This window comes from Pseudomonas sp. TH43 (genome assembly GCF_016650635.1).
Classification (GTDB): domain Bacteria; phylum Pseudomonadota; class Gammaproteobacteria; order Pseudomonadales; family Pseudomonadaceae; genus Aquipseudomonas.
Genome location: NZ_JAEKFI010000004.1, coordinates 2026149 through 2048465 on the forward strand (window position 1 = coordinate 2026149; position 22317 = coordinate 2048465).

Consider the following 22317-nt stretch of genomic DNA (forward strand, 5'->3'; position numbering starts at 1 on the left):
CGGCAGACCTGGAGGTCTCCCACGCACAGCCGCCATTACACGTGAATGCGGACACAAAAAAAGCGCCGGCAATAGTGGTTTGGGGCGCTGGTGCGCCTGCATCTTACGCGGGTTCTCAGGCCCGGTCGCTGAATTGGCAGCGACGGATTTGACGGTAGCTTTGGGACAGGGAGATGAGCAACGGTGGCAAGTAGTGGCTTCTCGTTACAACAGATTTCATACGGCTTCGCGCCATGCATTTCGTCGATCTGTAGCAATAAGCGTTTATGGTTTGTTTATACGGCGTAGCCGTATAGTGCGATTCATGTATACAATCATCGAAACGGAAATGTTCAAGCGCTATGCAGACGCTATATGGGTCGATGGTGAACGCCATGAATTCATAAATTGGCTTGCTGCAAACCCTCTGGCTGGTGATGTCGTGCCTGGCAGTGGAGGTTTGCGCAAGGTGCGGTGGACTCGCACCGGCATGGGTAAGCGAGGCGGTACACGTGTCATTTATTACAACACGCTTTCTGAAGGCTCGATTTGGTTGCTCATTGCCTACACCAAGGCAAAGCTCGACAACTTGCCCGTAGCCTTCCTTAAGCAACTGAAGGAGGAAATCAGCGATGGTCGATGAACTGGAGCAATTCCAGCAGGACTTGCTGGAATCTGTACGTCAGATGAAGGCCGGAAAGGCCGCGCGCGTAACGCAGGTGCCGCTTTCTGCGGCAGCAGAAGCGCGTGCCAAGGTGGGCGTTTCACAAAGTGCGTTTGCCAAACTTATCGGTGTGAGTCTGCGCACTTTGCAGGATTGGGAGCAGGGTCGCCGGCAGCCGACGGGTGCAGCGCAGACTCTCTTGCGGGTCGCAAGTCAGCATCCTGAGGCGTTGCGGGATTTGTACCCTGCCTGATCCCCGTTTGTGGCTTTTTGGCTTACTCAGAAACAACAAAGCCCCTGCATTTCTGCAGGGGCTTTGTTTTGTATGGTGCCGGCACCAGGAGTCGAACCCGGGACCTACTGATTACAAGTCAGTTGCTCTACCAACTGAGCTATACCGGCGTTGTGGGCGACGATTATAGCGATTGGGAAGATCCTGTAAACCCCTGAATTCAGACTATTTTTAAGTGGGCGCTAGTTTGGGCTCGAGAGCAGCGGATGGCTCCATATTTCACGGGGCGAAAGCGACCTTTGGCGAACCCTCTACAGTCAGGTTTCTTTACGCCTTTTGTTGCCCATAAACACAAAAAATCCAGCCGTTATGTCGTTTTCATTGGCAGCTTATGCACAACTGGCTGGGCCAAAAGCGCACTTAGGCCAGATTTTGTGGACGTGTTCTCATTTTGTTCGCAAATCCCTGTTTTACAGGTTTTTTATTTATATGAACAAAAAATGACCAGCGCTGTTAGGGTCGCGAAACAGGCGCCGATATTGGATCCATGGGAAAACCATCAACAGAGTTATCCACAGGCTGTAGAGTTTAAGTGCGTTCGGCCAGCAGCAGTAAATTACGCGGTGTGAGCGAGGTGTCGCAAAAAGTGCCGAGACGGACGGCGTAACCCTGTTTTTCGAGGAAAAGTGCCCGATCCAGGTTCAGCCAAAGCTCCAATGGTCGTCGGAACAATCCTCGGAGCAATTCCAGATTGCGAACTTCGGCCAATCGTTGCCAACCGGCTGCTTCGAGTGCGGGCCAATCTGGCTCACCGATTGTGGATAACTCTTTGAGCGCAGCCAGATCGCGACAAAAATCGGCGAACGGTTTTTCAAGCCAGGCGCTGGGCAGGGAGGGCGTTGGCAGGTATTCGTCGAGGCCGCGCATTTGCCGTTGCAGCAGGTCGAAGGCCAGGCGGCGGGCCATCGAGGTGTCGCGCTGTCGTCGGACGCGAGCACCAGCGGTGACGGTTTCACTCATCGGCAGTGCCAGATCTTCCAGCGACAGCTGTAGGAGCGATGCCGATGCGGCGCAGGACAGTGGCTGATACTCGCTGCGACTGATGCGGTTGTAGCAGCAGGGTGCGATCGCCATTTGCTGGCAATCGGCGGCGCAGGCCAGTTGCATCAAGCGCATGTGCAAGTCGCCACAAGCATGCAGGGCGACGGGCGTGTGAGCAGCGCTCAAAACGGCTGAGGCATCCGCCGCCAGCACGTCCTGTTCTACATGCAGTGCGTGCAGATGATGACGCTGACTCAACGCCTGACCGCTCGCTACCAACAAGGGATCATATTCAACGCAAGTCAGTTGCTGCCCCGCGCCCAACAAGCGCCGCCCCAAATGCCCCTTGCCCGAACACCAATCCAGCCAATGCGTCGGCTGCGAGGCAAAAGCCAAACGACTGGCAAACGCCTCGATCTGCTGCCACTTGCGCCCCGGTACATCGACATTCAACCGATGCCCCGCAGCTTCCAGCGCATGCCCCGGCAACTCACCCACCGCGCTCAGCTCAGCCGACAACGCCGCCAATGAAGCAAACGGCTCCGGCGCATCGACAAGATCAGCGGGTTGGTTGTGAGCGTTTTCCGCCTCTTCCAGCGACCTTCCGCGTAGCCACAAGGCCAGTTCCGGGTAGGACGCTTCCCAATCAAGCGAAAGGTGAGTGAAGGGTCGAGGTTTCCACAGCGCCTGATGTTCAATCAAAAAAGCATCCAGCGCCGTGAAGCGGGCGAGTAAGTCCTCGCCCGTTAGCACGTGGGAAATGTCAGCGCCCTTGGCAGGCATCGACGCGCAGCCAGCGCTCCAGCAGCTTGAAGCCGCGTACCAGCACGTAAGCCATCAGCAGATAGAAAACACCCGCAGCGAAGAAGATTTCCACCGGCAGATAGGTGCGCGCAATGATCGTGCGCGCCATGCCGGTCAGTTCCAGCAAGGTCACGGTGCTGGCTAGCGCACTGGCCTTGAGCATCAGGATCACTTCGTTGCTGTAGGCCGGCAGGCCGATGCGCGCGGCACGCGGCAGGATGATGTAGAACATCGCTTTCGGCTTGGACATGCCCAAGGCTCGCGCCGCTTCAATTTCGCCCGGTGGAATCGCCTGAATCGCACCGCGCAGAATTTCGGCGATGTACGCCGCCGTGTGCAGGGTCATGGTTACGGTGGCGCACCAGAACGGATCGCGCAGGTACGGCCACAACGCGCTTTCACGCACCGCGTCGAACTGCGCCAGGCCGTAATAAACCAGGAACAGTTGAACCAGCAACGGCGTGCCACGGAAAAAGAATATGTAGGCGTAAGGCAGCGAGCGCACGTACCACAGCTTCGACGAGCGGGCGATGCCCAGCGGAATTGCCAGTAGCAGACCGGCAATCACGGCGATGGCGACCAATTCGAGGGTCAGGGTCGCGCCCTGCGCCAGTTTCGGCAGCCACTTGATGATGACTTCCCAGTTCATTAAGCGCTCCTCGCAAAGCCGCGAGCGGCGCGTTTTTCCAGGAAGTGCATGCCGGTCATCGCCAGCACGGTCAGGCCCAGGTACATGATCGCGGCGACCATATAGAAGGTGAACGGTTGTTTCGACACGGTCACGCCGATTTGCGCGTGACGCATGATTTCTTCAAGGCCAATCACCGAGACCAGTGCGGTGTCCTTCATCAAGATCATGAACAGATTGCCCAGGCCGGGCAGGGCGATGCGCCACATCTGCGGCATGATCAGCCGGGTGAAGATCCGCCATTTCGACAGGCCCAGGGCCTGACCGGCCTCACGGTGGCCTTTGGGAATGGCGAGGATCGCACCACGGAACACTTCCGTGGCGTAGGCGCCGAAGCACAGGCCCAGTGCAATTACACCGGCAGCAAAGGCGTTGAGTTGCAGGTCGGGGTTGCCGAAGAACTCACCGAGGGCGCGCATCAGGTTGACCGTACCGAAGTAGATCAACAGCACCCAGAGCAATTCCGGGACGCCGCGCACCAATGTGGAATAAGTGCCGCCAAGCCATTGCAGCGGCTTGTACGGGGAAGTCTTGGCCAAGGCGCCGAGCAGACCGAGCACCAATCCCAGGCACAGGGCCGTGAGGGCCAGTTGGACGGTCATCAGCGCGCCGGCAGCGAGGGCCGGGCCGAATCCGTAGAGGTCGATAATCATGGAGTTCTGTTCAAATTGCGGCAGGCAAAGTCGGGAGCCGGCGCCGCTCAATCACGGCGCCAGTCCCACAGGTCAGGATCAGTAGATGCTGAACGGGAAGTACTTGTCGTTGATCTTCTTGTAGGTACCGTCAGCGACGATTTCCTTCAGGGCGGCGTTCAGCTTCTCACGCAGTGGGTCGCCTTTACGCACAGCGATGCCGATCTTGTCGCTTTCTACAACCGGGTCGCCTTTGAACTCGTAGTTCTTGCCCGCGTCGCTTTTCAGCCAGTCATAGTTGGCGTACTTGTCGGCGAGGATCGCGTCGACACGACCGGAAGTCAGGTCGAGGTAGGCGTTTTCCTGGGTGTCGTAGAGGCTGACTTTGATGTCATCGGCGTAGGTGTCTTCCAGCCAGGTACCGGCCAGGGTCGCACGCTGAGTACCGATGGTCTTGCCCTTGAGCGAGTCCTTGTCGGTTTTGAAGTCGACATTCTTCGGTGCGATGAATTGCAGCTTGTTCGAGTAGTACGGGTCGGTGAAGTCCACCGCGCCTTTGCGCTCGTCGGTGATCGACAGCGAGGAGATCAGGAAGTCGAATTTCTTCGCGTTCAGGGCCGGAATGATGCCGTCCCAGTCGGATGTGACCACGGTGCACTCGACTTTCATCTTCGCGCAGAGGGCGTCGCCGATGTCTTTGTCGAAGCCGACCACGTTGCCGCTGGCGTCTTTGTTGTTGAACGGCGGGTAAGCCGCTTCGATGCCCATCTTCAGGGTCTCGGCCATGGCACCGGCGCTGAACGCGAGGGTGACGGCGGCGGCCAGGAAGACCTTTTTAAAATTCTGCATGCATGTTGCTCCGTTAGCGGTTGCTGGACATGAATTGTTTGCAGCGCGCCGAAAGCGGGTTCTCGAACACCTGCTGAGGCGATCCTTGCTCTTCTATAAGGCCCTGATGAAGGAACACCACTTCGCTGGAGACCTGACGGGCGAAACCCATTTCGTGGGTCACGAGCAGCATGGTGCGGCCTTCTTCGGCCAGTGCGCGGATGACACTAAGTACTTCCTGAACCATTTCCGGGTCAAGCGCGGAGGTGGGCTCGTCGAACAGAATCACCTTCGGTTGCATCGCCAGCGTGCGGGCAATCGCCGCGCGCTGTTGCTGACCACCGGACAATTGCGCCGGGTACGCGTGGCGCTTGTCAGCGATGCCGACCTTGGCCAGCAGCGCCTCGGCGACTTCGATGGCCTCGGCTTTGCTCTGACCTAGTACGCGACGCGGCGCCTCGATGATGTTGTCGAGGATGCTCATGTGCGGCCACAGATTAAAGTTTTGAAACACAAAACCAATCTCGGAGCGCATGCGATTGATCTGTTTGCCGTCGGCGGCAACCAGTTCGCCATTCTTGGCGGGCTTGAGCTTGAGTTCTTCACCGGCCACCAGAATCTGGCCCTGGTGCGGGTTTTCCAGCAGGTTGATGCAACGCAGGAACGTGGACTTGCCGGAACCGGAGGAACCGAGGATCGAGATCACATCGCCGTCGCGGGCGGTCAGCGAGATGCCTTTGAGCACCTCAAGCTTCCCGTAGCGTTTGTGCAAGTTGCGGATTTCAAGCGCGGGCGTGGCCTCAGCCATGTGCGTTCCTCATATATGTTGCGCTCCAGCTGTTGGATGGCCGTCCTGGCGAGGCGGCCAAGCTAGCATAGCGTTTCAATGGCAGCCAACAGCGCTGCGAGCGGTTAACGGGTGGCGTGTGGCAGGTTGTCGCATCGGCACAGCAGACTGTCGCCCCATCAACAACCGAACGGGTGTTTGATCGTGCAAACCCGTGGGTGTCGCGTAAAAAAAGGCGCGATGTTGCCAGCTTTGGCGGGGTGTTGGAAGCGCTATCCGGCCGAACTTACAGGAATCGCCCTTTTATTGTGCATCCCACACTTTTTCAGTGTGTTTCTGGTGCGCGGATTCGTCTTGAAAGTGAGTCGCAGGGTAACGCTCTGGCGAATTGCCATTAATCTCAAAGACTTGCGATGACCGTCCGGTCGCGCGCAAAGCCGCGCTCCAGAAGACTTTGAAACATTTTGGCGCATTTATTGCGTGCAGAATAAGGAACGCCCCGTTGGATTCTTTTTACGAGAAAGAAATGCCAGACGGGCCGGACGCAATCGCTTTCCTCGCAAAGGTAGTTTCGATGAGCAGTACCCCAAGCTCCAATGGCCTCGAACAGGGGCTCAAACCGCGTCATGTGACCATGTTGTCGATCGCCGGTGTGATCGGCGCCGGTCTGTTCGTTGGCTCCGGCCACGCCATCGCTGCCGCTGGGCCTGCCGTACTGCTGGCTTATGCTGCCGCCGGTACTCTGGTGGTGTTGGTGATGCGCATGCTCGGCGAAATGGCTGTTGCCTCGCCGGACACCGGTTCGTTCTCGACTTACGCCGACCGTGCGATTGGGCATTGGGCCGGTTTCACCATCGGCTGGTTGTACTGGTGGTTCTGGGTATTGGTGATTCCGCTGGAGGCCAACGCCGCCGCGACCATCCTGCACGCGTGGTTCCCCGGTGTAGGCATCTGGGCTTTCGCGCTGATCATCACCATGCTGCTGACCGTCACCAACCTGTTCAGCGTGAAGAACTACGGTGAATTCGAATTCTGGTTTGCCCTGATCAAAGTGCTGGCGATCATCGGCTTCATCGGCCTCGGTCTCGCAGCGATCTTCGGCTACCTGCCGAACAGCCAGGTCAGCGGTGTGTCGCACCTGTTCGACAGCGGCGGCTTCCTGCCAAACGGTATGGGCGCGGTACTGGGTGCAATCCTGACGACCATGTTCTCCTTCATGGGTACCGAGATCGTGACCATCGCGGCCGCGGAATCGAAGAACCCGGGCAAGCAGATCTCCAAGGCTACCAACTCGGTGATCTGGCGGATTGGCCTGTTCTATCTGGTATCGATCTTCATCGTTGTGGCCCTGGTGCCTTGGAACGACCCTACGCTGGCCAACCTCGGTTCCTACCAGACCGTGCTTGAACGCATGGGCATTCCTAACGCGAAAATGATCGTCGACATCGTCGTTCTGGTCGCAGTGACCAGCTGCCTGAACTCGGCGCTCTACACCTCGTCGCGCATGCTCTTCTCCCTCGGCAAGCGTGGCGATGCCCCGGCCATGTCGACCCGCACCAACAAAAGCGGCACGCCTTACTGGGCAGTGATGTTGTCGACTGGCGCAGCGTTCCTCTGCACTTTCGCCAACTACGTAGCCCCAGCCGCCGTGTTCGAGTTCCTCCTGGCCAGCTCCGGCGCCATCGCCCTGCTGGTGTACCTGGTAATCGCCTTCTCGCAACTGCGTATGCGCAAACAACGCGTGGCGCGCGGCGAGAAAATCGAATTCAGCATGTGGCTGTTCCCGGGCCTGACCTACGCGGTGATCATCTTCATCGTTGCGGCCCTGACCATCATGTTGTTCCAGGAAGCGCATCGCGTGGAAATCCTCGCGACTGGTTTGCTGAGCCTGATGGTGGTGGCAGCCGGTTTGCTGGTAGCACGCCGTCGCAAGCTGGAAAAACGTGGCGCGCCGGTGTTGAACTGATCCGTAGCGCGTAATGCAAAACGGCCGCTGTCAGTGATGACTAGCGGCCGTTTTTGTTTGTGAGCGGTGGTTATTCGCTCTTGTCTTCCTGCGCTTCCACCGACTTGCCATAAGCATCCAGCGCAACCCCGAAATCGGTGATGAACTGTGGCTCGCTCAGCCAGGCCTGGGCTTCTTCGATCGTTACGCCTTCGGCCCACATGCGGTAGTCGATCAGCATGTCGGCGGCCAGGTGAGTGGCGGCCATGCCTTCATTGTCGGCGTTTTCCATGTCCAGCAGCTCTGGATGGTCAACGATGACGAACGCCAGTTCGCGCAGCAGCGTCAGGAGCATTTCGTTGCGGCTGATGGCTTCGGCGTCGCGCATTTTGCTGAACATCGCCAGGACGTATTCCGGCACCGGCTCGGCGAGGTGGTCGAGGTCGTCGTCCTGTTCCAGCGGCTTGCGGCCGACCATACGGATTTGTTTGGCTTTGGCCTTGGCGCGTTTGGCGCGTTTCTGTTGCTTGTTCAGGGATGCCATGGGAACTCAGTTCTTCTGTTGGGTGTTTGCGGCGATCGCGTCGGACGCCGCCACATAGTCGGCCTGGAAGGCCGGTGATTCGATCCATGCCAAGGCGCCTGCCTCGTCAGTTTCCTGCGACCACTGGCGATACTCGATCAGCGCGGCGAGGATGAAATCCATAGCGCCTTCTTCGCCTTCCTGCTCGTAAACCAGCTCCAGCAGCGGGTCTTCGAGGAACGCAGTGCACAGGGCTTGCTGGCTGATCTTCTCGGCGTCGATCATTTTCTTGAACAGCTCGGTCAGATCCACCGATTCGAAGTCGATGCGGTCATCGTTCGGGTCCAGCTCGACCGGCGCTTCAGCGCGTTTGGTGCGGTTCTGCTTGGCCTTGGCTTTGGCCCGGGTGGCGCGTTTTTGCTGCTTGTTGGCGGAGGCCATGATGTGTTCCGTCGTGCGTTGAGAGGGCTCAGCTGCGCGGCACTTGCTGCCCGGGTGTGTCGGGGGCCAGTGCGCCGGTTTGCAGCCAGGTCAGAGCGATGGGCCATAGTGTGGCTTGGTATGCGCTGCGAAAAAAGGCGAAATGTCCGACTTGTTGTTCGCCGATGTCCTGCGGTTCGATGCGCAGGTGGGTTTTTGCAGCGTTGCTGAAGTAGCCGAGCAGGCGTTCGATGGCCGGGATCGTGCCGTACGGATCGTCGCTGATGCTGATCGCCAGGGTTTGCGCGCTGACGTTGGCGAAGGGCAGGGCGCCGGTCTTTTCCATCAATGCGCGGCCGCTTGGTCGTCCTTCGAAACGCGCGGCAGGTGTGCTCCAGTCGCGCACAACACCCGTCGGTGTGTCCTCCAGCCAGCCGAGGCGTTTGCCGGGGAAGTAGCCGCAGAACAGCGTTATCAACGGCATCAGCAGATGCCATTTGCCAAACATGCGCCAGCGCTGTGCGGGGGCGTAATCTCGCCAGTAGGCGAACTGTGCGCCGACGGTAACCAACCGTCGGATAACTCGCCCTGACTCAGCCAGCCCCGCTGCACACCCGCCAAAGCTGTGCCCGACCACATCAATCGGCTGGCCAGGAAACTCCCGTTGCGCGCGCTTGAGCATCGCTTCGAAATCCAGCGCGCCCCAATCCGTCCACGAGGCATTCAAGCCTTTGATCGAAGCCTGTCGCGATTCGCCGATGCCGCGGTAGTCGTAGGTGATGACATCGAAGCCGTTGGCGAACAGATAAGCCGCGAAGCGCGAGTAATGGCGACAGCGCACGGACGTGGCGGCGTTGATGATCACCACCGGGCGTAGGGCGTCGAGTGATGTGTGGCACCAGGTAAAACCGCCAAGCACAAACCCGTCGGCAGCCGCTTCCTTGAAAGGCTCACCTTGCGTTACATCCAAATTCAGCGACTTTGACTGCGTGTCCTGCATTGCGGACGTGTCCTGACAGCTCATGGCGCTCGACCTTGGCGGGTAAGCTGCCAACGATAGTCTGCGCGCCGCCCGGGAACAATCCGCAGGTTTTATTCAGTGGATTGAGTGAGCATGCGTTCTTCGATCAAGGCCTGTTCGCGATTGAGCTCTGCGCGCAGCTCTTCTTCACTCGGCAGAATCGTCTTGTAACTGCTGGCGAACAGTTGCTCGTTGCCCTTGAGCATTGAGTAGCGCGCCACCGAATCGTTGCTCTCGGCAGACAGAATGATCCCGACTGTCGGCTTGTCGCCCTCGCTGCGCATGAGCTCGTCGTACATGCGCACATACATGTCCATCTGCCCGACGTCGCGGGCGCTGAGCTTGCCGCGTTTAAGGTCGATGATCACAAAGCATTTGAGCAGGTAGTTGTAGAACACCAGATCGATGTACAGATCGACGCCGTCGGTGCTGATGCGTTGCTGGCGAGCAACGAAGGAAAAGCCTTTGCCCAGTTCGAGCAGAAAGCCCTGCAGGTGGTCGATGAGGGCTTGTTCCAGGCCACTTTCCCTAACCTTGCCCGCTGACGGCAGACCGAGAAACTCGAGCATCACAGGGTCTCGAATGAATTCTCGCGGATTGCACTTCATTGCCTCGATGTTGGTGGTGGCCTCTTCGATCACGTCGGCTTTGTCTCGACTCATGAGGAGCCGCTCGTAGTACAGCGTAAGGATCTGGCGATCGAGGGCGCGGCTTGACCAGTTCAGGTTGGCGCACTCGTCCATGTACCAGTGGCGCGCCTTTTCATTGTTCACTCCCAACAGCCGACGATAGTGAGTCCAGCTCAATTCGTGACGCAGTGCGTCACGAATTGGAAATGCCTGATAAAAAAGGCGCATGTAACGCAAATTGGAAGCATCAAAGCCCTTCCCGAACTTCTCTGTCAGATCCTTTGCTAGTAGCGCTAGCAACTGCTTTCCATAGCCCGCACGTTGGGCACCTTGCTGCTCAAACTCGACGATATGCCTGCCGATCTGCCAGCAGGTCTGCACTTGAATCGTATCAACCGCTCGCAGCACTTTTTGCCGTGCCTGCCGAATCAGTTCGCCAAGCTCCCCCAGCAATGAATCGATTTTCGGGTCTTGCATGTCAGCAGGTTTTAGCTGGCTCATCGGTCTTCCGCGTCATTGGGAACAGAGGCAAAAGCATGCCAAGAGTTGCCGTTGCGGTATGTCGGGAGAGACGACGAAATCCGCAGGAAGAGGCGCTTGGTGTTGCAGGACATTGCCGAGGAAAACGGCTTCAACGGTTAAAGGGATGTAGTCCATTTCTTACACCCGCCAATCTGGTGTTCCACTGGACTGATGCAGGATAGCGATGGGTGTTTGTCAGGTTGAAGCGCCGGTACAATCCCGCGCCTCTTGTTTTGTGATGTAAGGAAGCGCCGGTTTGAAAGGGATTTTGCGTATTGGTTGTGTGGCAGGCCTCGTGTTGCAGTTGGTGGGCTGCGGAACGTTCATCGGGCGTTTGAATGACGGTTTGTCTGATGCTCAGTATTACCGAGGGGTTGATGGCAACCTGCACCTTCTGGGTGTGCGCGGAGGCGGCAGCGATGGCATGCCGGCGGCCATCATCTGTTACATGATGATTGTCTGTCCGATCATCACCGTTGTATCCCTGCCAGTAGATGCCGCGCTGGACACGGTTCTGCTGCCTGTCGATTACATCAATACACTTTAGGTTTTCTTTGTGCGGCGTTTGCTTTTCGGTGTGTGCACAGGCTCTTGCACCTTGCGATAGATCCACAAGCCAAACACAGAAAACGCCAGCATGAACGCCGTGCCGATGCTTTGCGACACAAACTCAACCCAGAATCGCCGCGGTTGCAGAGCCAGTGTGTAGGTGCTGCGTGGGCCGCGGTTATTGGTGGTGATGGAGCCTGTGAGCCAGTTGTCGACCAGCATCCAGATTGATGCACTGATGCCGAAAACAATCAGCAGGGCAACGAAAATCGTCAGCCAGTAAGTTGTGCGACTCGGGCGATACGGCGGCGGATGGGGCAGGGGCACGCGGGTTCGTTTCTGGTTCATCAGCTTGATGACCCTCTTCCGTAAGGGGCGGCCAAAGTAGCGCGGATTGCGGCTGTTGGAAAAGCGCCGCGTAAGCAGCTGAACTCAGTGCTTATCGAATCGCAGGCATAAAAAAACCCTGAATCTTGCGATTCAGGGTTTTCGGTATTTGGTGCCCAGAGACGGAATCGAACCGCCGACACGGGGATTTTCAATCCCCTGCTCTACCGACTGAGCTATCTGGGCAACGGGGCGCATTAAAAGGGTTTTTCGGATTTACGTCAACGACTTTTTTAAAATTTCTTAAATTAATTCCGTCGCTTACGATCCGACCCCCGATTTTCGGGGGTTTACTCTGCGGGCGGAACGTAGCCTTCGGCCTTGGCGTATTCCTCGCCGGAGAAGTACTTGTCCATTTCGCCCTGAAGATATTTGCGATCTTCGGCGTTCATCATGTTCAGACGCTTTTCGTTGATCAGCAGGGTTTGGTGTTTCTGCCAGTCAGCCCAGGCCTTTGCCGAGACGTGGTCAAAAATATCCTGACCTTTGGCGCCCGGGAAAGGGGCACGTTCCAGAGCGGGCAGTTCTTCTTTGTACTTACGGCACATGATGGTGCGGGTCATGGTGACTCTCCTGCATTCAAGACAGCGGCCGCGCGTTCGAGCAAGGTTTTGACCGGGGCGGCAAGGCCCAGGCGCGGCGGGGTGGCGAGGTTATACCAGAGCCAGTCGGCCTCGGCCACGTGATGGGTGGCCTCCTGCACTTGAACCAGCCAGGGTTCGATGGACAGCTGGAAATGGCTGAACGTGTGGACGAGGTTGGGCAGCGCCTGCTGCTCGCCCATGGTCAGCGAGTGCTGATCGGCGAGATGTTGCAGGTCGTCGAGGTCGTCGAGCTCCGGAAGGCTCCACAGGCCGCCCCACAAACCGCTCGACGGGCGACGGTAAAGCAGAATCGCGCCGTCGCCGTTGGCGAGCATCGGCATCAGCGTGCGCTTCTGCGGGATGGCTTTGCGCGGCTTGGGGATAGGGTAGCGGGTTTCGAGGCCGAGCATGTGCGCCTCGCAACCACGCTCCAGCGGGCACAGCAGGCAGCTCGGCTTGCTGCGCGTGCAGAGTGTGGCGCCGAGATCCATCATTGCCTGGGTGTAGGCGTTGACCCGATCGTGCGGCGTAAAGCGCTCTGCGTTGGCCCACAGCTGCTTGGCCACCTTCGGCTCGCCGGGGTAGCCCTCTTGCGCGGTAAAGCGCGCCAGCACGCGTTTGACGTTGCCGTCGAGAATCGGCGCGCGCAAACCCATGCTGATGCTTGCGATGGCACCAGCGGTGGACAGGCCGATGCCCGGCAGATCGGTAAGCTTTTCGACGTCACGCGGAAACTCGCCGCCGTACTGGCTGACGACGATCTTCGCGGTCTTCTGCAAATTGCGCGCGCGAGTGTAGTAACCCAGACCTGTCCACAGGTGCAGCACTTCGTCTTCCGGCGCGTCGGCCAGCGCTTCGACGGTGGGAAGCGCCGTCATGAAGCGATCGAAGTAGTTGAGCACGGTGCTGACCTGGGTCTGCTGCAACATGATCTCCGACACCCATACCCGATACGGGTTGATGTCCTGTTGCCAAGGCAGATCGTGGCGGCCGTGGCGGTCGAACCATTCCAGCACCGCCGTTGAAAACTGCTCCGCTCTCATCGCTTGAACAGCCCCTTCAATGCGTTTTTCAGTTCCGGGCTGACTTTGTCGCCCAGTTTTTCGTCGATCTTCTCGCTCAGTTTGTCGCCGGCAATTTTGGTCGCGACCTGACCGAGACGCTCATTGTCGACGCGGCAGGCCTTGGCGCCGAGTTCCAGCGGGCCACGGCAACGCAGTGGCCATTCGATGCCGACGAACTTGTCGCCGACCTGACACGCCGGATCCGGCATGGCGCTGGTATCGCCTTCGACGATGATGCCGACGCGGTAGTCCATGCCCAGCACGCGCAGGTCGATGTCGCCATCACCGTTGACGGTCATGCCGGGGATGCGCACTTTCAGGTCGGGGTTGCTGGCAATGCCGTTACGGAAGGTCAGGTTGCCCTTGAGCTCCTGGAACGGCGTGTCCTTGCCGCGTGGTTCGCCGCTGAGGGACTTGCGGTTGAGCGTGGCGATGCCTTTGCACAACTGCTGCTCAAGGTTGGCGTTAAGCAGCACGCCGTTGTTGATGACGAAACTGGCGTTGCCGTTGAGGGTGTCGATCAGCGCCTGCTGGCTGTTGCCACTGCCGGTGATGTTGCTGGTCAGGGTCACCAGACCTTTGACCGGCGGGTTCTTGCCCTGGCTTTCGAGTATTTTCTCAGCCGGGACGCGGTTGAGTTTGGTCTGCAGGTTCAGCACCGGGGCACTTGGGCGGACATCGAGGGTGCCCTTGGCTTCGAAACCGCCGTTGTACAGTTCACCGCTCAGGTTGGTCAGGGTCAGCAGGCCGCCCTGGCCGGTAGCCTTGAGTGCGGCGTTCTGGATCGGCAACCTGTCGAGGGTCAGTTGGCCGAAGGTCAGATCGGCATCCACGTCGAGTTTGGCCAGGCGTTCAACCGGTAGCAGGCGCTCGGTGCTCCAGGCGGTTTTGCTCGGCTTGTCCGGCAAAGGCGTCGAGCCCGCGCCGGCCATGGCGTCGGCTTCGGTGCTGGCGACTTCGGCCTGACGCACTTGCGCCGCGCTGTTGGCCTGCGCCGATTTTGGCGGCAGGTAGCGGTCGACGTTGAAAGTGTCTGCCTTGAGGATCGCCCGCAGCGATTGCTTGGCGAAGTCTTCGACGGCGATGCGCCCGCTGAAGCTGCTGTCGTCGAGTTTCAGGTTGATGTTGTCGAAGGCAACGCTGGTTGGCGTGGCGGCAACACGGCTGACCAGTTCGACCTTGCTCAGGCTGCCTTCGGCCATGGCCGGGAGTTTCTGGCCAATGCTGTCGACGAATTTAGCCAGATCGAACTGGGCGATGGAGACGCCGCCGGTGATCTGTGGGGTCTTGTCGAGGTCATTGGCTTTCAGCTCACCCAAGGCGCGCAATTGGTTGGCGGAGATCTTGATGCCTGTCCATTCGGCGACGTTCGCAGCTTTATCCAGCAACAACTGACCCTGCGCGGAGAACGTCATGGTCTTGCCTTGCAGCGGATCGCCAGCCAGTTCGCCGGACAGCTTCATGTCTTCGAACTTGTAGCGTTGCAGGGCGCGCTCGATGCGCAGCTCGCCCGTGAGTTCGGTGCGCACGCGCAGAACCGGCTGATTGGTGCCGAGGAATGCCGTGGCTTTTACCGGGATATTGGTCGAATCGTGCACCGGGCCAGTGCTCAACTGAATGCTCTCGGCGCTGAACTGCTTGCCGGTCTTCTCGTCGTTGTATTCAACGCGAGCGTTGTTGACGGTCAGGCTGTCGATGTCGAGTCGGATCGGTTGTGGTGGTTTTTCCACGGCGGCGGTGGTGGTTTCGCTGGCCGGTTCGCCGGCCGCAGCCGGCGGTGTTGCGCCAGCCGGAGCGGGGACCTTGCCGATGTCTTCCCAGTTGCCATGGCCGTCCTTGTCGCGGTTCAGGCGCAGGTTCAGGCCTTCGACGCGCACGTCGCTCATCTGCACTTCGCGGCGCAGCAGCGGCAGCACGCGCACGGACAGGCCGAGCATCTGCAAATCGGCAAACGGTTCGGCAGGTTTGACCAGCGTGGCGACGCTGGCTTCGTGCAATTCCAGGCCGAGCCACGGGAACAGGCTCCAACCGATATCGCCATTGAGCGTCAGCTCGATGTGGGCCTTGTCGCGGGCTATCTGGCGGATCTCGTCTTTGTAATCGTTGGGATCGAAGAGGTGGGTCAGGGCAAAGCCTGCCGCCACAATGATCAGCAACAGCCCGAGAAGTACCAGACCCAGGATTTTGCCGAACGCTTTCATGGGCGAGTCCTTGTAGTTAGTCGAATTCGTAATTTAGCCGGGGAGTATAGCGCTGCAACTGCCCGGTTCGGTGTGGCGTCATGTTGCCGGTGTCTCCAGGAGCACTTGCAGCCTGGCGGCCAGCGCCTGTGCCTCAATCTGCCCGGCAGGCGCCAGCAGGCGCAGTTCGGCACCCGCTTGCGACGCCATTTTCTGCGCTTGGTTCACCAGCCGCTCGGCAACCCCACGACGTCGGGTAACTTTTCGCACGCACAAATGGGACAAGTACCAAACGTTGTGGTGCCTTTGCAGACGTGCAGCGCCGAGCAGCCGGTCATTGAAACGTCCGGCAATAAAACAGCCGTCAGCCAATGCACTTTCGATCAGCTCGGCCTCCCGGGAAAACGGCGCGAACAGCCATTCGGGCGCGTCACGATAGATTTTCTGCAAATCCTGCTGATCCTGATAACTGGCGTCTGCAAGCGTCTCAACGATGACTGGCATGGTGGCTCCGTAGGAAAAGCCCTGCGTAGGAGTTGCCGCAGGCTGCGATCTTTTGATTTTGATTTTAAAAAAACAGGATCAAAAGATCGCAGCCTCCCGCCGTTCCAACAGGGAGGAGATCAGATGACATGAAAAAGGTGATATCAGTTTGGTTTTTCTGTCACCTGCAAATGGTAACCTTCGCCGGTTCGTCCGTCCTTCTGCGACTTAACGTCGCGCCTTCAAGGAGCTTCACCTTAAAAAACGGTCATGCCTGCGTGCATAAGGCCGAGGGTGAACAGTGGCTGGCGAACCATACTAATAATTGGGGGATACACAATGAGCACGAGCATTACGGCGGACGGTCTCAAAGCCGACCAGCCTGCGTTCCTGTCCAAGGAGCGCATCATCGCCAAGCCCGGTTTCAACCGCTGGCTGGTGCCACCGGCCGCATTGGCCATTCACTTGTGCATCGGCATGGCCTACGGTTTTTCGGTGTTCTGGTTGCCGTTGTCGAAGGCACTGGGCATCACCGCGCCAGTGGCCTGCGCACCGGACATGAGCTTCATCGCACAAGTCTTCTCTTCGCAATGCGACTGGCCGATCTCGATGCTCGGCTGGATCTACACCCTGTTCTTCATCTTCCTCGGCTGCTCGGCAGCGATCTGGGGTGGCTGGCTGGAACACGCCGGGCCACGCAAGGCTGGCGTTGTATCGGCACTTTGCTGGTGCGGTGGTCTGCTGATTTCGGCGTTGGGGATTTATACCCACCAAATCTGGCTGATGTGGATCGGCTCCGGCGTGATCGGCGGTATCGGTCTGGGCCTGGGCTATATCTCGCCGGTGTCGACCCTGATCAAGTGGTTCCCGGACAAACGCGGCATGGCCACCGGAATGGCGATCATGGGCTTCGGTGGCGGCGCGATGGTCGGTGCACCGTTGGCCGCAGCGCTGATGGGCCACTTCGCCTCGCCAACCAGCGTTGGCGTGTGGCAGAGCTTCCTGGTCATGGCCGCGATCTACTTCGTGTTCATGATCGGCGGCGCCCTGTCGTATCGCGTACCGCCAACTGGCTGGAAGCCTGAAGGCTGGACCGCTCCGGCGAAAAAAGCTTCGAACTCGATGATCACTCACCGTCACGTGCACGTGAACGTTGCGTGGAAAACCCCGCAATTCCGTCTGGTGTGGCTGGTGCTGTGCCTGAACGTATCGGCGGGTATCGGCATTCTGGGCATGGCGTCGCCACTGTTGCAGGAAGTCTTTGGCGGTAAATTGATCGGTGTGGATCTGCCGTTCGGTCAACTGGACGCCGGCCAACTGGCTTCGATTGCCGCGATTGCGGCCGGGTTTACCGGTCTGCTGAGCCTGTTCAACATCGGTGGCCGCTTCTTCTGGGCGTCGTTCTCGGACTATCTGGGCCGCAAAAACACTTATTTTGTGTTCTTCGCCCTGGGTTTTGCCCTGTACGCGCTGATCCCGAACCTCGGCCATTTGGGCAACGTTGCGCTGTTCGTGGCGGCGTTCTGCATCATTCTGTCGATGTACGGCGGCGGTTTCGCCACTGTTCCGGCGTATCTGGCTGACCTGTTCGGTACGCAGATGGTCGGCGCGATCCACGGTCGTCTGCTGACTGCCTGGGCTGCGGCCGGTGTGCTCGGTCCGGTGCTGGTGAACTACCTGCGTGAGTATCAGTTGAGCATCGGCGTGGAACGCGCCGCGGCTTACGACATCACGCTGTACATCCTCGCCGGTCTGCTGGTGCTGGGCTTCCTGTGCAACATGCTGGTACGCCCGGTGGCCGACAAGTACTTCATGACCGACGCCGAACTGGCTGCCGAACAGGCGCTGGGCCACGACAAAGGTGCTGATGCAACCACCGTGCTGGAGTGGAAAGCCGCGCCGGGCAGCAAGCCATTGGCGATTGCTGCGTGGCTGGTGGTGGGTATTCCGTTGGCGTGGGGTGTGTGGGTGACCTTGCAGAAGACGGCGGTACTGTTTCACTAAGTAATGGGTAAAACGCAGTCCCCTGTGGGAGCGGGCCTGCTCGCGAAGACGGAATGTCAGTCGACATAAATGTTGGCTGGCCCACCGCATTCGCGAGCAGGCTCGCTCCCACATTTGTTTTTACGTTGCCTGTAATGGCTTGTATGCACATGTCTACCCGCGACAGCCGGGGCTTCTGCCTGTCAGGGATATCACCTCTCGTGTTTCTGTTTCGGCCCCGCGTGCCTATAATGGCTGCCTTTTTCGCCCAATGATTTTGCGGAGCTGGTGATGGCCGAACGTAAGGCTTCTGTCGAGCGCGACACTCTGGAAACCCAGATCAAAGCCTCGATCAACCTTGATGGCACCGGAAAGGCCCGATTCGATATCGGTGTTCCTTTTCTTGAGCACATGCTGGATCAGATCGCCCGTCACGGGTTGATCGACCTGGATATTGAATGCAAGGGCGATCTGCATATCGACGACCACCATACGGTGGAAGACGTCGGTATCACCCTCGGCCAGGCGTTTGCCAAAGCCATCGGCGACAAAAAGGGCATCCGTCGCTACGGCCACGCCTACGTGCCGCTTGATGAAGCGCTGTCGCGTGTGGTGATCGACTTCTCCGGTCGTCCAGGCCTGCAGATGCACGTGCCTTACACCCGCGCCACCGTCGGCGGCTTCGACGTTGACCTGTTCCAGGAATTCTTCCAGGGCTTTGTCAACCATGCGCTTGTCAGCATGCACATCGACAACCTGCGCGGCACCAACACTCACCACCAGATCGAAACCGTGTTCAAGGCTTTCGGCCGCGCGCTGCGCATGGCTGTGGAGCTGGATGAACGCATGGCCGGGCAAATGCCATCGACCAAAGGCGTTCTGTAATGCAGACGGTTGCAGTTATCGACTACGGCATGGGCAACCTGCACTCGGTGGCCAAGGCCCTCGAGCATGTCGGTGCCGGCAAAGTGCTGATCACCAGCGATGCCGACGTGATCCGTGAAGCTGACCGCGTGGTGTTCCCGGGCGTCGGCGCGATTCGCGATTGCATGGCAGAGATTCGTCGCCTCGGTTTCGACTCGCTGGTGCGTGAAGTCAGTCAGGATCGTCCGTTCCTCGGCATCTGTGTTGGCATGCAAGCCTTGCTCGACACCAGCGAAGAGAACGACGGCGTCGACTGCATCGGCCTGTTTCCGGGCGCGGTGAAGTTTTTCGGCAAAGATCTGCATGAAGACGGCGAGCACCTGAAAGTCCCGCACATGGGGTGGAACGAGGTGAAGCAGAAAGTCAGCCATCCGCTGTGGCATGACATCCCGGACATGGCGCGCTTCTACTTCGTGCACAGCTACTACATTGCGGCTGCCAACGCGCGGCAAGTGGTGGGTGGCGGTCATTACGGCGTCGATTTCGCTGCGGCGCTGGCTGATGGCTCGCGCTTTGCCGTGCAGTTCCACCCGGAGAAGAGCCATACCCATGGCCTGCAATTGCTGCAGAACTTCGCCGCGTGGGATGGTCGCTGGTAAATGGCCGCCAAGAAGTCCAAGCCGCCGATCCTGACCCTCACTCCCGAGCAGGAGAGCGAGGCCAATCACAAGATCAAACGCTTCATGGAAGATCGTTTCGAACTCGACCTCGGGTCGTTCGAGGCGGCGGAGATTCTTGAGCTGTTTACCCGCGAAATTGCTCCGCACTATTACAACAGGGCGATTTTCGATGTGCAGACCCACCTCAAGGAGCGGTTTGAAAGCATCGAAAGCGACCTGTGGGCGCTCGAAAAAAATTAGGAGCAGCGGCAAGCGTCAAGCTGCAAGCTGCAAGAGATAGACGCGCGTGCGCGCTTGCAGCTTATGGCTTGCAGCTTGCCGCTCTTTTGACGAAGGAAAAAGCATGCTGATTATTCCCGCTATCGATCTTAAAGACGGTGCCTGCGTACGTCTGCGCCAGGGCCGCATGGAAGATTCCACAGTGTTCTCCGATGACCCGGTGAGCATGGCTGCCAAGTGGGTGGAGGGCGGTTGCCGTCGTCTGCATCTGGTCGATCTGAACGGTGCTTTTGAAGGTCAGCCGGTTAACGGTGAAGTGGTTACGGCGATTGCCAAACGCTATCCGAACCTGCCGATCCAGATCGGTGGCGGCATCCGCTCGCTGGAAACCATCGAGCACTACGTCAAGGCTGGTGTGAGCTACGTGATCATCGGCACCAAAGCCGTGAAAGATCCGGCATTCGTCGCTGAAGCGTGCCGGGCGTTCCCGGGCAAGATCATCGTCGGTCTGGATGCCAAAGACGGTTTTGTCGCCACCGATGGCTGGGCTGAAATCAGCACCGTGCAGGTTATCGATCTGGCCAAGCAGTTTGAAGCCGACGGCGTGTCCTCGATCGTTTATACCGACATCGCCAAAGACGGCATGATGCAGGGCTGCAATGTACCGTTTACCGCTGCGCTGGCCGCTGCGACCAAGATCCCGGTGATCGCTTCCGGCGGTATCCACAATCTGGGTGACATCAAGTCGCTGCTCGACGCCAAAGCGCCGGGCATCATCGGCGCCATCACCGGCCGAGCGATCTACGAAGGCACCCTCGACGTCGCCGAAGCGCAAGCTTTCTGCGATTCGTACAAAGGCTGAGGACTGACCATGGCGCTGGCCAAACGCATCATCCCTTGCCTGGACGTGGACAACGGTCGGGTCGTCAAAGGCGTGAAGTTCGAGAACATCCGCGACGCCGGTGACCCGGTGGAAATCGCCCGTCGCTATGACGAGCAGGGTGCCGACGAGATTACTTTTCTCGACATCACCGCTAGCGTTGATGGCCGCGATACCACGCTGCATACCGTCGAGCGCATGGCCAGCCAGGTGTTTATTCCGCTGACCGTCGGTGGTGGCGTGCGTACCGTGCAGGACATTCGCAATTTGTTGAATGCCGGCGCGGACAAGGTGTCGATCAACACCGCTGCGGTGTTCAATCCGGAATTCGTTGGCGAAGCCGCGCAGCATTTCGGCTCGCAGTGCATCGTCGTCGCCATCGATGCCAAGAAAGTCTCCGGCCCTGGCGAAACCCCGCGCTGGGAAATCTTTACCCACGGCGGGCGCAAGCCAACCGGCCTCGACGCTGTCGAGTGGGCGAAGAAAATGGAAGGCCTCGGCGCCGGTGAAATCCTGCTGACCAGCATGGATCAGGACGGCATGAAAAGCGGTTTCGACCTCGGCGTGACCCGCGCCATCAGCGATGCGCTGGGCATTCCGGTGATCGCGTCCGGCGGTGTCGGCAACCTGCAGCATCTGGCCGACGGCATTCTCGAAGGCCACGCCAGCGCGGTATTGGCGGCGAGTATTTTCCACTTCGGCGAATACACCGTGCAGGAAGCCAAGGCCTACATGGCCAAACGCGGCATCGTGATGCGCTAAACCGTACAGGCCAGTGGACAGCATGGCGTACCCAAGGCACTCTTGGGCACGCCATGGATTTCGGTAGCCCGACATGATCAAACGCCTGCTTCTTGTTCTCGCCAGTGCCTCGTTGTTGCTCATCAACAACGCCCGGGCCGAAAACAGTCCTGACACCGATCTGGTGCTCCTCACCGAAAACTTCCCGCCGTACAACATGGCGAAGAACGGCAAGAACTTCGCCCAGGGCGAGAACATCAACGGCATCGCCACCGATATCGTCCGTGAGATGTTCCAGCGCGCCGGCATTACCTACAGCCTGACCCTGCGTTTCCCATGGGAGCGCGTCTACAAACTTGCGCTGGAAAATCCCGGCTACGGGGCCTTCGTGATGGCGCGCCTGCCGGATCGCGAAAAACTCTTCAAATGGGTCGGGCCGATCGGCCCGGACGACTGGATCATGTTGGCCAAGGCCGACAGCAAGATCACCCTCGAAACTCTCAACGATGCGCGCAAATACAAGATCGGCGCCTACAAGGGCGATGCGATTGCCGAGACGCTGACCAAGCAAGGCTTGAAGCCGGTGGTGGTGTTGCGTGATCAGGACAACGCCAAGAAACTCGTCAGTGGCCAGATTGATCTATGGGCCACGGGCGATCCGGCCGGGCGCTATCTGGCGCGGCAGGATGGCGTGACAGGGCTGAAGACGGTGTTGCGATTTAACAGCGCCGAGCTGTATCTGGCGCTGAACAAAGAGGTGCCGGAAGAGACGGTGAAGAAGCTTCAGGCGGCGCTGGATCAGATGCGTAAGGATGGTGTGGTGGATGACATCATGGGGCGGTATTTGTAGCGCTTGTTAGATCGCTACCCCCTCACCCCAACCCTCTCCCCCATGGGGGGCGAGGGGAAAGGGAGCAGATTTGTGCGCTGTTCAAAACCTGAATCCGACTCGGTATTGCAAGTCGGTGCATCTCTACTAAACAACTCG

General features: G+C 58.9%; 25 protein-coding genes and 2 tRNA genes. 11 read left to right on the plus strand and 16 right to left on the minus strand.

The genetic code is table 11. The annotated features are described in order from the left end of the window. Positions 1-304 precede the first annotated feature (304 nt). Together JFT81_RS25580 and JFT81_RS25585 are read left to right on the plus strand one after the other, a co-directional pair. A complete protein-coding gene (locus tag JFT81_RS25580) occupies positions 305-622 on the plus strand; it encodes a hypothetical protein (protein ID WP_007909143.1) in 318 nt (105 codons plus the stop codon). Further along, positions 612-896, plus strand: coding sequence for a helix-turn-helix domain-containing protein (locus JFT81_RS25585; RefSeq protein WP_164979401.1), 285 nt, complete (start codon positions 612-614; stop codon positions 894-896). The genes JFT81_RS25580 and JFT81_RS25585 overlap by 11 nt, the downstream gene beginning before the upstream one ends. A 73-nt stretch (positions 897-969) precedes the next feature. Here the strand turns inward: JFT81_RS25585 and JFT81_RS25590 are convergent. The 6 genes from JFT81_RS25590 to JFT81_RS25615 form a co-directional block, all read right to left on the minus strand. Continuing rightward, positions 970-1045, minus strand: a tRNA-Thr gene (locus JFT81_RS25590). A gap of 418 nt (positions 1046-1463) precedes the next feature. After that, the gene (locus JFT81_RS25595; protein ID WP_201229934.1) at positions 1464-2699 is read right to left on the minus strand and encodes a methyltransferase; all 1236 of its coding nucleotides are present in this window, start codon (positions 2697-2699) and stop codon (positions 1464-1466) included. Next, complete coding sequence (locus tag JFT81_RS25600; RefSeq protein WP_007909164.1) at positions 2680-3369, minus strand: ABC transporter permease; 690 nt, start codon at positions 3367-3369, stop codon at positions 2680-2682. The genes JFT81_RS25595 and JFT81_RS25600 overlap by 20 nt, the downstream gene beginning before the upstream one ends. Next, positions 3369-4061, minus strand: coding sequence for an ABC transporter permease (locus tag JFT81_RS25605; protein ID WP_007909165.1), 693 nt, complete (start codon positions 4059-4061; stop codon positions 3369-3371). The genes JFT81_RS25600 and JFT81_RS25605 overlap by 1 nt, the downstream gene beginning before the upstream one ends. A gap of 78 nt (positions 4062-4139) precedes the next feature. Then, complete coding sequence (locus JFT81_RS25610; RefSeq protein WP_008080539.1) at positions 4140-4889, minus strand: ABC transporter substrate-binding protein; 750 nt, start codon at positions 4887-4889, stop codon at positions 4140-4142. Positions 4890-4902: 13 nt separating this feature from the next. Beyond that, positions 4903-5676, minus strand: coding sequence for an ABC transporter ATP-binding protein (locus tag JFT81_RS25615; RefSeq protein WP_201149401.1), 774 nt, complete (start codon positions 5674-5676; stop codon positions 4903-4905). A 553-nt stretch (positions 5677-6229) separates the two neighbouring features. Between JFT81_RS25615 and gabP the strand changes: the two genes are divergently transcribed. Further along, positions 6230-7621: a GABA permease gene (gene gabP / locus JFT81_RS25620; RefSeq protein WP_201149399.1), complete on the plus strand. Its 1392-nt coding sequence runs from the start codon at positions 6230-6232 to the stop codon at positions 7619-7621. A 70-nt stretch (positions 7622-7691) separates the two neighbouring features. On the opposite strand, the gene JFT81_RS25625 is transcribed toward gabP, so the two are convergent. The 4 genes from JFT81_RS25625 to JFT81_RS25640 all read right to left on the minus strand — a co-directional run bounded on the left by JFT81_RS25625 (position 7692) and on the right by JFT81_RS25640 (position 10694). After that, positions 7692-8144 carry a hypothetical protein gene (locus JFT81_RS25625; RefSeq protein WP_201149397.1) on the minus strand — a complete coding sequence of 151 codons (453 nt, stop codon included), beginning with the start codon at positions 8142-8144 and terminating at the stop codon, positions 7692-7694. 6 nt (positions 8145-8150) lie between these two features. Next, entirely contained in the window at positions 8151-8564 is a 414-nt protein-coding gene (locus JFT81_RS25630) for a hypothetical protein (protein WP_053116577.1), read from the minus strand. 28 nt (positions 8565-8592) lie between these two features. After that, a complete protein-coding gene (locus JFT81_RS25635) occupies positions 8593-9567 on the minus strand; it encodes an alpha/beta fold hydrolase (RefSeq protein ID WP_201229936.1) in 975 nt (324 codons plus the stop codon). Positions 9568-9635: 68 nt separating this feature from the next. After that, positions 9636-10694, minus strand: a complete 1059-nt coding sequence (locus JFT81_RS25640; protein WP_201229944.1) for a PDDEXK nuclease domain-containing protein — start codon at positions 10692-10694, stop codon at positions 9636-9638. A 277-nt stretch (positions 10695-10971) separates the two neighbouring features. Between JFT81_RS25640 and JFT81_RS25645 the strand changes: the two genes are divergently transcribed. Beyond that, the gene (locus tag JFT81_RS25645; RefSeq protein WP_201199785.1) at positions 10972-11262 is read left to right on the plus strand and encodes a YceK/YidQ family lipoprotein; all 291 of its coding nucleotides are present in this window, start codon (positions 10972-10974) and stop codon (positions 11260-11262) included. Here the strand turns inward: JFT81_RS25645 and JFT81_RS25650 are convergent. The 6 genes from JFT81_RS25650 to JFT81_RS25675 all read right to left on the minus strand — a co-directional run bounded on the left by JFT81_RS25650 (position 11259) and on the right by JFT81_RS25675 (position 15983). Beyond that, positions 11259-11612 (minus strand): hypothetical protein, encoded by a 354-nt coding sequence (locus JFT81_RS25650; protein ID WP_201229946.1) that lies wholly within the window; start codon positions 11610-11612, stop codon positions 11259-11261. The two genes, JFT81_RS25645 and JFT81_RS25650, sit on opposite strands and share 4 nt — an antisense overlap. Positions 11613-11761: 149 nt before the next feature. Beyond that, positions 11762-11837 (minus strand) — tRNA-Phe (locus tag JFT81_RS25655). Positions 11838-11941: 104 nt separating this feature from the next. Beyond that, on the minus strand, positions 11942-12214 hold the full coding sequence (locus JFT81_RS25660; RefSeq protein ID WP_008024947.1) for an oxidative damage protection protein: 273 nt from the start codon (positions 12212-12214) through the stop codon (positions 11942-11944). Continuing rightward, positions 12211-13278, minus strand: a complete 1068-nt coding sequence (gene mutY / locus JFT81_RS25665) for an A/G-specific adenine glycosylase (protein WP_201229948.1) — start codon at positions 13276-13278, stop codon at positions 12211-12213. The genes JFT81_RS25660 and mutY overlap by 4 nt, the downstream gene beginning before the upstream one ends. Continuing rightward, positions 13275-15500 carry an AsmA family protein gene (locus tag JFT81_RS25670; protein WP_201229950.1) on the minus strand — a complete coding sequence of 742 codons (2226 nt, stop codon included), beginning with the start codon at positions 15498-15500 and terminating at the stop codon, positions 13275-13277. The genes mutY and JFT81_RS25670 overlap by 4 nt, the downstream gene beginning before the upstream one ends. A gap of 78 nt (positions 15501-15578) precedes the next feature. Continuing rightward, complete coding sequence (locus tag JFT81_RS25675) at positions 15579-15983, minus strand: acetyl-CoA sensor PanZ family protein (RefSeq protein WP_201229954.1); 405 nt, start codon at positions 15981-15983, stop codon at positions 15579-15581. A 318-nt stretch (positions 15984-16301) separates the two neighbouring features. Between JFT81_RS25675 and JFT81_RS25680 the strand changes: the two genes are divergently transcribed. From JFT81_RS25680 to JFT81_RS25710, 7 genes are all read left to right on the plus strand, one after another. Next, entirely contained in the window at positions 16302-17966 is a 1665-nt protein-coding gene (locus JFT81_RS25680) for an OFA family MFS transporter (RefSeq protein WP_201149385.1), read from the plus strand. 270 nt (positions 17967-18236) lie between these two features. After that, positions 18237-18830 carry an imidazoleglycerol-phosphate dehydratase HisB gene (hisB, locus tag JFT81_RS25685; protein ID WP_042557195.1) on the plus strand — a complete coding sequence of 198 codons (594 nt, stop codon included), beginning with the start codon at positions 18237-18239 and terminating at the stop codon, positions 18828-18830. Continuing rightward, entirely contained in the window at positions 18830-19468 is a 639-nt protein-coding gene (gene hisH / locus JFT81_RS25690; RefSeq protein WP_025110934.1) for an imidazole glycerol phosphate synthase subunit HisH, read from the plus strand. Before hisB ends, hisH begins: the two co-directional genes overlap by 1 nt. Beyond that, positions 19469-19729, plus strand: a complete 261-nt coding sequence (locus JFT81_RS25695) for a DUF2164 domain-containing protein (RefSeq protein WP_095190078.1) — start codon at positions 19469-19471, stop codon at positions 19727-19729. It begins immediately after the preceding gene. A gap of 103 nt (positions 19730-19832) precedes the next feature. Beyond that, positions 19833-20570 carry a 1-(5-phosphoribosyl)-5-[(5-phosphoribosylamino)methylideneamino]imidazole-4-carboxamide isomerase gene (hisA, locus tag JFT81_RS25700; protein ID WP_014336098.1) on the plus strand — a complete coding sequence of 246 codons (738 nt, stop codon included), beginning with the start codon at positions 19833-19835 and terminating at the stop codon, positions 20568-20570. A 9-nt stretch (positions 20571-20579) separates the two neighbouring features. After that, the gene (gene hisF / locus JFT81_RS25705) at positions 20580-21350 is read left to right on the plus strand and encodes an imidazole glycerol phosphate synthase subunit HisF (RefSeq protein WP_201229956.1); all 771 of its coding nucleotides are present in this window, start codon (positions 20580-20582) and stop codon (positions 21348-21350) included. Between the two features lie 73 nt (positions 21351-21423). Next, positions 21424-22179: an ABC transporter substrate-binding protein gene (locus tag JFT81_RS25710; protein ID WP_201229958.1), complete on the plus strand. Its 756-nt coding sequence runs from the start codon at positions 21424-21426 to the stop codon at positions 22177-22179. Positions 22180-22317: the final 138 nt, after the last annotated feature.